Here is a 9,493-nt window from a genome sequence, read left to right as displayed (position 1 = left end):
CCGACTCCAACTCCGACAACATCTGTCACTCCGACTCCAACTCCGACAACATCTGTCACTCCGACTCCAACTCCGACAACATCTGTCACTCCGACTCCAACTCCGACGACATCTGTCACTCCGACTCCGACACCGGGAGGAGCACCGCTACCGCCCGATTCGGATTCGCCGACGCCGACACCGACACCAAACACTACAGGAACAAGCAGCCCAAACAGACCGATCGGAATACCGAAATCTAACGATCGGCCTCAATCTGTCGGAACTGTCGATCGAATTACTGATCTTAACGATCCCACGATAAGTTTTTCCCAAGCTACTTACAAAGTCAAGGAAAGTGCCACAGAAGTCGTTAAGCAAGAAATTACTCTCACTCGCACCGGGGATATAAGCAAAACTTCCAGGGCGTACCTACAACCTGTTACTGGTGGTTCAGCGACTTTGGGAAAAGATTGGAACTTTGCCTCCAATTACTCTGGTCAACTTACCTTTAACCCAGGCGAAGATACCAAAACTTTCACAGTTGATATCTTATCGGATGGTGAAGCTGAGGGAACAGAAGAAATCGCGTTTCGGATCGCTAGTGCGGATAATGCCAATATTGGCACTCAGAGCTCTACGACCTTGAAAATTTTGGATAAAGTTTTCACCAACGAACTCGCCGATCTGAAGATACCTGGTTTTGTCGGCCCTAATGCGTGGGGAGACTTCGACAATGACGGCGATTTGGATCTGTTGGTGATGGAAGGAGGTAGTGTACAAAACAACTCATTTTCTTTTCCCCGATCGCAATACACCCCGAAAGTTTACAGCAACGACAACGGTAGCTTTACACCAGTTGATATAGGCCTGCCTACCGTTTACGGAGGTGTGATCCAGGAAAATGGGAAAGAGCATAATTCCAAACCTTCTGCTACATGGGGAGACAGCGACAATGATGGCGATCTCGATATCTTGCTCACAGGCGTAATTGATACTCCTCCACCAGACCCTTCTTCCATCCCTGGTGCACCCTACGTCCCAAGTTTTCCCTACACCCCCATCACCAGACTGTACCGGAACCAGAGGACTGATAGCACTCTTCCCGATTACCCAACCTCGATCGACCCCACTAAATTTACTCTAGACAGCAGGGTAAAGCTGCCTGGTATTTTCAACGGTTCCGCAGCTTGGGGAGACTACAACAACGATGGCAGAAAGGATCTCGTACTCACAGGTGACACGAGTTCAGGCTACATCGCCAAAGTGTTCCGCAACGAGCTTACTGGCTTTAACAACGGCAGTATCTTTTACTACGCCCTTACCTTTGAGGAGGAGACTGGGGCTAGCTTGCCCGGTGTTATTGGCAATGCGGCCTGGGGAGACTACGACAACGATGGCAAACCCGATATCTTGCTGACAGGGGACACCGCTGCACAAAGCGACCCCAAGTCAAATTACATCGCAAAATTGTATCGCAACACTGGCAATGGCTTTACCGAAAAGCCACTGCCGCAAAATCAAAACCCCCAAGAACCTATTATTTACGGTGCATGGGGAGACTCCAACAGCGATGGCAAACTAGATATCTTGCTTACAGGTGGAGCAGGTGGAGCGTCGCGTCCAAATGAATTGAACTACGGCCGTACCAGATTGCTCGGAAACAATAGCTATGGGGATACTACTAGCTTTCAGGAAGCTTATTACCAATTCGGGTATGGTGGTAGTCCCGGTGCTTGGGGAGACTACGACAACAATGGCAAGCTGGATATCCTTGTGACAGAAGTGGGTGGTAATCCGGGTTCCAGTGTCGCCCAAGTTTACGAAAAAAATGATGCTGGCACCAATTTTGAACTCCTCAAGGATGCAGGGCTGCCTGATAATGTTGCCAGCCCGAGTTCTTCGGGAGACTACGACAAGGACGGCAGACTAGATATTGCACTCACGACAAGAGATAATTCACCCGGTAGCAGTGACACCTTTGTCAAAGTCTACCGCAACAATACCCCTAATGCGAACACGCCACCCTCTGCACCTCAAGGTTCCAATTACCCTTGGATTACTCCCGAAGGAGTTATCTTAAGTTTGCCCGGAGGACAGGGGAATCCGATCGACGCTCAAACTCCAAATCAGGGTTTAAGCTATAACCTACAAGTTTGGACTACTCGTCCCAATCCCTCCTACGGTGGCGACCCTATTAAAGAGTACATTGTTGGCCCGATGTCCCTGGATGATGGAACTCGGCAAGTAGTGCAGTTGGGAAATGTCCATCAAGCCAACCCCAACAGCCCCAGCAATTCCTACTCGCCTGGTTGGCTGTTAAAACCAGATTACTTAATCCCTGAACAAACTTATAACTGGAGTGTACAGGCGATCGACGGTGCTTGGGCGGGTTCACCGTTTGTCGAAGGACAACCTTTTTCTTTTACAGCCCCTAATATCGAACCAACGCTGACCATCAGTGCTACAGATCCCAATGCTGCGGAAACCATCTTTCCACCCGAAGAACCCAATCCTGGAAAATTCACCATTACCCGTACTGGCAACCTAGCTAATGCGCTGAATGTCTACTACAGGTTCAAGGGGTTCGATGTGTCAGATGGATCGTATAGTAATCAAAACAACCTTGCTCTACCAGGTCCTGATTACGAATTAGTTTCAGATTCCGAACCCCCTCAGTTATTACCCACTAACCCGTCCTACGGCTATAACAACTTTGTCACCATTCCAGCGGGTCAACGCAGCGTCAACATGGTTGTCAATGTCCGCGATGACAGCCAAGTAGAGGGCGACGAAAAAGTAGTTATCACCTTAGAAAATACTCCCTACCCCCAAAAGATAGGCGAGTCATCTACTGCTACTGTGACGATCGCAGACAACGACCCCAACAACCCGCCGAAAATCAACTACGGCCCCGATACAACCCCTTGGCATCACGAGTTCAAGACAGTAAGCAATAACCCATTAACATTCGAGTACCAATTTCCGTCGAACACTTTCACTGACCCCGATCCAGGTGACACGCTTACCTACACAGCAACTCTGATGGACGGCAGTCCCCTGCCAAGTTGGCTCACCTTCAATCCAGATACCCGTACACTCAGTGGCGCAAGTCCCATACCGCAGGAGTTCAGGATTAAGTTAACAGCAACAGACAGGGCTGGCGCTACTGTCAGTGACGACGAGACGGGTCCATATTCGGGTAAGGGTATGTTGCTGCAATTTAGCAGCACCGGCGTAGTCATTGACGGTTACATAGAGGGTGCAACCCTCTTCCTCGATGCCAACAAAAACAGCATCCTCGACACCAACGAACCATCCACAATTACCGATACAGGCGGTAAATTCAATCTCAACATCCCCTTCGAGACTTTCGACACCAACAAAAACGGAGAAATCGACCCATCAGAAGGCAATCTAGTAGCCACAGGAGGCACTGACACCGCCACCGGCTTACCCCTAGAAACACCAGTCACCGCACCCCCAGATTCTAGTGTAGTCACCCTCCTAACCACCTTAGTCGCCGACTTAACCGACAAAGGAATTGCACTAGAAGAAGCCCAATCTTTAGTCAAAGCCGCCCTTGGACTCCCCGCTGAAGTTGACTTAACTAGCTTAGATCCGATCGCAGCCACCAACCAAAATTTACCAGGCGGAGTCCAAGTCTTATCCGCAATGGTGAAAGTCCAAAACTTCATCACCCAAACCAGCGCTTTGATTGACGGCGCTTCCAGTGCAGTCAATACCGATATTGTCAAGGCTGTTGTCAGTTCAATTACCGATCGAATTCAATCCAGTACAGTCTTAAACCTCAGCAACGCAGCAGCTTTAGAACCAATCATTCAGCAAGCAGCCGCTAAAATCCAGCAAATAGACCCCAGTTTCAACTCTCAACAAGTCAGCCAAATTACCTCGCAATCCGCGACAGTAATGGCAACAGCCAATCAACGTATTGATGCGGCTGTTTCCAACCCAACAGCAACATCAATTCCTGAATCAGTTGCCCGCGTCCAACAAGTAGCCTTGGGCCCGACAACTCAAGATTTCAAAGCAGTTGGTACGGGAAACAAACCAATTTCCCTGGTAGTTACTGAGAATACCGGTGCTGCTTTAGATAGCCGAATTCAAGCAGTAGTTTTACCAGTTGGCCTTGCGACTCCCGTTCTCACCGGCGATGCTGATTTGGGCAGCAATTCCCCGAATGCAATTCTCGGTACAAATGGCGACGATATCCTGATTGGCGACAGCACGGATAATGTATTGATGGGTATGAGGGGCAATGATTCCCTCGATGGAACTCTGGGAAATGACACTGTTTTCGGCGGCAAAGGTAGCGATACTTTGCTCGGAAGTAGCGGTGATGATGCCTTGTTTGGCAATCGCGGCACTGACATTTTGAACGGCGATGATGGCAACGATCTACTTTACGGAGGTAAGGGAGATGATTTGCTGACTGGCGGTTTGGGAAGTGATACTTTGACGGGAGGAATGGGAGTAGATAAATTCCTACTCTCTACGAATTCCGGTACTGATACGATCGCAGATTTTGAACTCGGTCAAGACTTGTTAGTATTGGGTAGCGGGCTGGATTTCTCGCAGTTGGCGATTAGTCAAGATAGCGGTTCAACATTAATTCGGTTCGCACAAACTGGGGAGATTTTAGCTTCTCTCAGCGGAGTTTCTGCTAGCAGTATTAGCGCTGCTAATTTCGGATTAATTTAAGATTGAGTTGGATTCAATCACTTGTTTTAATAGTCTGGCAGATCCCCCCTAACCCCCCTTAAAAAGGGGGGGACAAGAATCTTCTCAAAGTCCCCCTTCTTAAGGGGGATTTAGGGGGATCTAGCCTCGGCGGTAAACGAGAGATCGAGAGGGTTTTAGATTTAAGTTGACACCAATGACCTAGCCTAAACCGTATTACTTCCACATCAGCAGCGCTGATAACGCATTCCCGGCAACTGCGAAACTAATCCCAACAATTCCAACTGCAAAAGTATACCAGAAACTGTTCCCGCTTCTAATCCCGCTGCTTCCACAATTGTGTCAAAAGAAATTGTCCCGGAGCCGATCGCACTTAACACCTTAGCCAATTCCGGCTCCAACGGCGGCGTGCGCTTCTCAACCGTCGGATTTGGCGGAAACAGCGACAACTGCTTGGCATTATCCAATTTTGGCATAGCTCCGAGCATTTCCAACAACCTGTCTTCGCTTAACAGCCGATCGCTATTCGGGAGAATCGGATGAGCACCTTTACTCAGCAACTCCAAACAACCAAAAGACCGCTCATCATCCAATCTTGCCGTCAAAACATACACATCCCGGCAAAAATCATTAGCTTGATAAGCAGTAATTAAAGCACCAGATTTGTGCGGAGCTTCTATCACAATTGTAGCCCGACTCAAGCCAGCAATTATCCGATTTCGGCGCGGAAAATTAGTTTTATTCGGTTGAGTTCCCGCCGGATATTCGCTAATTGCCAATCCCTGCTGCAACAGGCGATCGCACAACCGCTCATTTGGCCTGGGATAAACAACATCAACCCCAGTACCAAAAACAGCCAAAGTCCGGCCACCCGCCTCCAAACAGCTTGTATGAGCCTCCGTATCAATTCCCGCAGCAAATCCCGAAACCACAGTAAAACCGTTTGTAGCCAAAGCCACACTAAATTTGCGAGTCCAGCGGCGGCCGTATTCCGAAGGACTTCGAGTCCCAACAATTGCCACCGTCGGCGTAATTCCGCGATTTTCCTTAAGGTCAACTAAACCGCGATAGTACAGCACCGGCGGCGGATTGGGAATCTCTAATAACAAGCTGGGATAATCTGGATCGGCGGGTGTCCAAAAACAGGGATTTTTAATAAGATGTTGTTCAATAAATTCTTGGGGATTGAGTTTGGATCGTTCTTGCAAAACCGTTTCTATTGTCTGTTTCCCAAACCCTTCGACTCGCATTAAATCTACGGGCTTAGCCGTCCAAGCTGCTGCCAAACTAGGAAATTGTTGGTGCAATCTTTGCAACAAAATTGGCCCGATACCGCTAATCTGCGACCATGCTAACCAGTAAGCGCGTTCTTCTAGCAACGACTTGCCCTCAATTGACGTGAAAATGTTTTTATCATTTTGGGTGGGATATAGATTTTTTTTAACGAACCGCAAAGGCGCAAAGAACGCGAAGGGAAGAAGGGGAAGAGTTAAAAAGAATGGCTAAGCTTTCCAATCGACAAAACGGGCGTAAATATAAGCTATGATTTCCCCAATTACTGTCCGAAAACCTTCGCTCGATTTCCACCATTCCTGCGGGTTATAATCTTGCGGTTCTGCAGCTATTATCCCAACTTTAATTTCAGGATGCAGCACTTCTTTAAAAACCATCCAACTTCTGCGGGCGTGAGGGCCAAAGGAATAGAGATTAATTGTGTCTACTTTTAGGGGCGATGCAGCCAGCCAATCTCGAAGGGCGATCGCAGAAGCGGCTGTGCGGTGTTTCATGACATTCGGTGCGGGTACGGCTACCAGTTTGTCCTTGTCAAATCCTAGGGCTATACAAGTCGCTGCTGTCAGTTCGGCATAATTTTTATATTCAGCGAGATAGTAGCCTTTATTTACTGGAATTCCAGTAGTAATTAATTGGCGGTATTCGCCTTTTTTGAATTCGGCGATCGCACTTTCGATCGCATAATCCGGCAACCACCCTTCGACAACCAATATATCTGATTTCAGCGGCGAATTTACCGCAAAAAATGGATAAATATTTGTGATAATTAAGACCATTGCAATGATTAATCCCGCGATCGCAATTACCCAACCTTCCCAGGTAATTGCCCACATTTCTCGGCGGCGGATCAGACTAATTTTGATTTGAGGTTTTCGCATTCTGGCAAAATTCCGATCGAGAGAATTCTTAAGGATTTACGCACCAATGACTAGAAACCGGGTTTTTCTTAAACTACTTAGTTGCACCCCAAAGATGAGCTTACAAAACCCGGTTTCTTGAGTCCGAGTGCGATCGCCAACCAATCTTAATAGAAATTACGCCAAAAAACTTAACTTGCGAGTGCACAATTAAATCCATTAAATCCGCTACTAAATCCGCTGCCGAACCTTCTCTACTGTTTTTGTTTGAGGTACTCAAAAACGCTCTTATCTCCGATGTCCTGCGGTATAGGTTGAAAGAACTTGCGGACTGCAAAAATGATGAACAATATTGCCCAAAATCCTAGCAACAACTGTTCGTTTTCCGGTGACAGAAAACCAAAAATATGTCCTAAAATCAACAGCGGAACTCCTGGAGTTAAAAACTTAGTTTCTAGGCGGTTGAAGCAAAAAGCTTCTTTAAAATAAATGCCATTTAATGCCGCAAAAGTAAAGCCAATTCCCCACAAAGTCGCTGGATTTTCGTACACTGTTAAAGCTAAAGGTTCGCTGCTTTGTAGGGCGACAAATACTGCTGCCGCGCCACCGATCGCCCAAAACGCCTGTAACGTTCGGTGCAGCTGAATCATGTAAATGTGAATAGTTGCTAAACTAACGCCTAAAGCTATCCAGAAACACGCAAAAACAGGCGTTAAAGCTTGGATTGCTGTTGGGTTGTCGCCGCTTTGCAACACCAGAGTAGCGCCCACCGCCAAACACAGCGCTGCCACTCCCAACCCGGCCCGGTAGATCAGCACTCCGGTGCGATCGCTTTGAGTAATCGTAAACTCGCCGAATTGCCCTTGATAGACTTCCGATTCATCGGGCGATTTCAGTAATTGCATCACAGCTTCCTCCTATCTATCAGACACGAATGTACTTCTGCCAAGATATACTTTATTAATTAACCAGTACAGCGGAACCGAGCGATGCCTAAATTTAACAAACCTCAACTTAACAAATCTAAAGTTAACAAGTCTAAATTTGACGATCGCCCAAATCAAACCAAACCTCTGCTTTCAGAATCAGAACTTCCTCCAGTCCAGCTTGATGAAACCATTGTAGCAGGCAGAAGACCGAAACCGTTCAACGACTTGCAGCGCTTGCTTGCCGAAATACCGGAATTGACAGGGGGGTTCAATCCAGAAGTGTTCGCCCAGTTTGCTGAAAACAACCCATTTAACGACAAGAAATTTGAAACCCAAATTAAAAAAATCTTAAGAACTAAAAATATTAATTCCACCCGCGACAATTCAATTAAATATCTAGAATACATCAAGCAACATATCCAATGTCCCTGCCAGGTTACGGGTATAGAAGAGTTTGAATGGGAAGAAGAGTATACAATGGGTTTGGGTAGCAAAAAAGAATATGCAAGGCTTAAAAAAACTCAACCTTCTTATACTGATAAATTCATAATTGACCGAGTTGAGGATTTTGTGGTTACTGAAGACGGCATTTTTGCCAGAGTGCAGCGCGTCGGCGATCGCAAAAGATTTATCTTGCTTTTAGCAGAGTTAAAAGCAGTCGATGTTATCTCCCCAAACCATCAGTTATTGCAAGATTATGCTGTGTGGTGGATCAACTATTAAAGTCGGGGAAGATGGGAAAAAAACCTTCTTCCTTCTTCCCTCTTATTGATGACTGATGACGGCAGGAGTCATGGTTAATCGGGAATTATATCTATTAAATCCCGCACATTACTCGTTGCCGAACTTCTTAATTAAATTGAAGCAGCAAAGTGCGATCGCTCTACTTTTGCCAAAGCTTCCACCAAACTGCGAACAGCAGCAATCATCGCCACTTCGCTATTAAGTTGGCTGACAGCAGAACCGACACCAATACCCGCAGCGCCCGCGCCAATAGCAAGCGGTGCGGTGACGCTGGAGATGCCCGAAGCGCAGAGTACGGGAACTTGTACGGCGCGGGAAATTTCAAAGGCTGCAGCCAAAGTAGGCGCTGCTTTTTCAATTAATCCTAAAGTTCCGGCGTGAATTGGTTGGGCGCTGGTGCCGCCTTCGGTTTGAATAATATTAGCCCCAGCTTTGACTAATTCTGTTGCTAACTGCACTTGTTTGTCGAGTGCCAAAATGTGGGGAACTGTGACAGAAAGCGTGATGTTCGCCAATAGCGATCGAGTTTCGCGAGTCAACTCCAAAACTTCCTCAGCTTCAAAGCGGCGGCCTAGTGCGTAGAAAGCATCAAAGTTGCCAATTTCAATCAAATCAGCGCCAGCTTCTACCGCAGCCACAAACTTTTGCGGTTCCACAGCCGATACACAAATTGGCAAATTTGTCAACTGTTTTGCCATCAATACCAAATCGCGATCGGCAGCAATATCGACAAATGTTGCACCGCCGAGATCCGCTGCTTTGACAACAGCCGCAACGTTGGCTGCATCAAAATTATTTAAACCGCTGATAATTTTCAAGGCGCGGCCTTGATCAAATGCGCGCTGCAATTTAGAATCTACACTCATCGTTAGTTTTCCAACTCAAAAAATTTCTTAGACTCATTTTGGCACGGATTGGGAATTGGGAATTGGGAATTGGGAATTGGGAATTGGGAATTGGGAATTGGGAATTGGGAATTGGGAATTGGGA

The 9,493-nt window shown here is 47.1% G+C and carries 6 protein-coding genes; 2 read left to right on the top strand and 4 right to left on the bottom strand.

Annotation, left to right across the window (positions count from 1 at the left end; genetic code table 11):
• Positions 1-4,701: FG-GAP-like repeat-containing protein (locus QUA01_RS24565; RefSeq protein WP_333088811.1), on the top strand; the 4,701-nt coding region annotated here is incomplete at its 5' end.
• Between the two features lie 206 nt (positions 4,702-4,907).
• On the opposite strand, the gene dprA is transcribed toward QUA01_RS24565, so the two are convergent.
• The 3 genes from dprA to QUA01_RS24550 all read right to left on the bottom strand — a co-directional run bounded on the left by dprA (position 4,908) and on the right by QUA01_RS24550 (position 7,735).
• Positions 4,908-6,059 (bottom strand): DNA-processing protein DprA, encoded by a 1,152-nt coding sequence (gene dprA / locus QUA01_RS24560; RefSeq protein WP_333088813.1) that lies wholly within the window; start codon positions 6,057-6,059, stop codon positions 4,908-4,910.
• A gap of 123 nt (positions 6,060-6,182) precedes the next feature.
• The gene (locus QUA01_RS24555) at positions 6,183-6,851 is read right to left on the bottom strand and encodes a YdcF family protein (protein ID WP_333088814.1); all 669 of its coding nucleotides are present in this window, start codon (positions 6,849-6,851) and stop codon (positions 6,183-6,185) included.
• A gap of 233 nt (positions 6,852-7,084) precedes the next feature.
• Positions 7,085-7,735 (bottom strand): DUF2301 domain-containing membrane protein, encoded by a 651-nt coding sequence (locus QUA01_RS24550; protein ID WP_333088816.1) that lies wholly within the window; start codon positions 7,733-7,735, stop codon positions 7,085-7,087.
• An 84-nt stretch (positions 7,736-7,819) separates the two neighbouring features.
• On the opposite strand from QUA01_RS24550, the gene QUA01_RS24545 reads away from it, so the two are divergent.
• Positions 7,820-8,482, top strand: coding sequence for a hypothetical protein (locus QUA01_RS24545; protein WP_333088818.1), 663 nt, complete (start codon positions 7,820-7,822; stop codon positions 8,480-8,482).
• 131 nt (positions 8,483-8,613) lie between these two features.
• Here QUA01_RS24545 and QUA01_RS24540 read toward each other — a convergent pair whose 3' ends face one another.
• Positions 8,614-9,369, bottom strand: a complete 756-nt coding sequence (locus QUA01_RS24540; RefSeq protein WP_333088820.1) for a DUF561 domain-containing protein — start codon at positions 9,367-9,369, stop codon at positions 8,614-8,616.
• Between the last annotated feature and the right edge of the window lie 124 nt (positions 9,370-9,493).

This window comes from Microcoleus sp. S36a_B3, assembly GCF_036700745.1.
Taxonomy (GTDB): domain Bacteria; phylum Cyanobacteriota; class Cyanobacteriia; order Cyanobacteriales; family Microcoleaceae; genus Microcoleus.
This window is presented reverse-complemented; position numbering and strand designations above follow the sequence as displayed.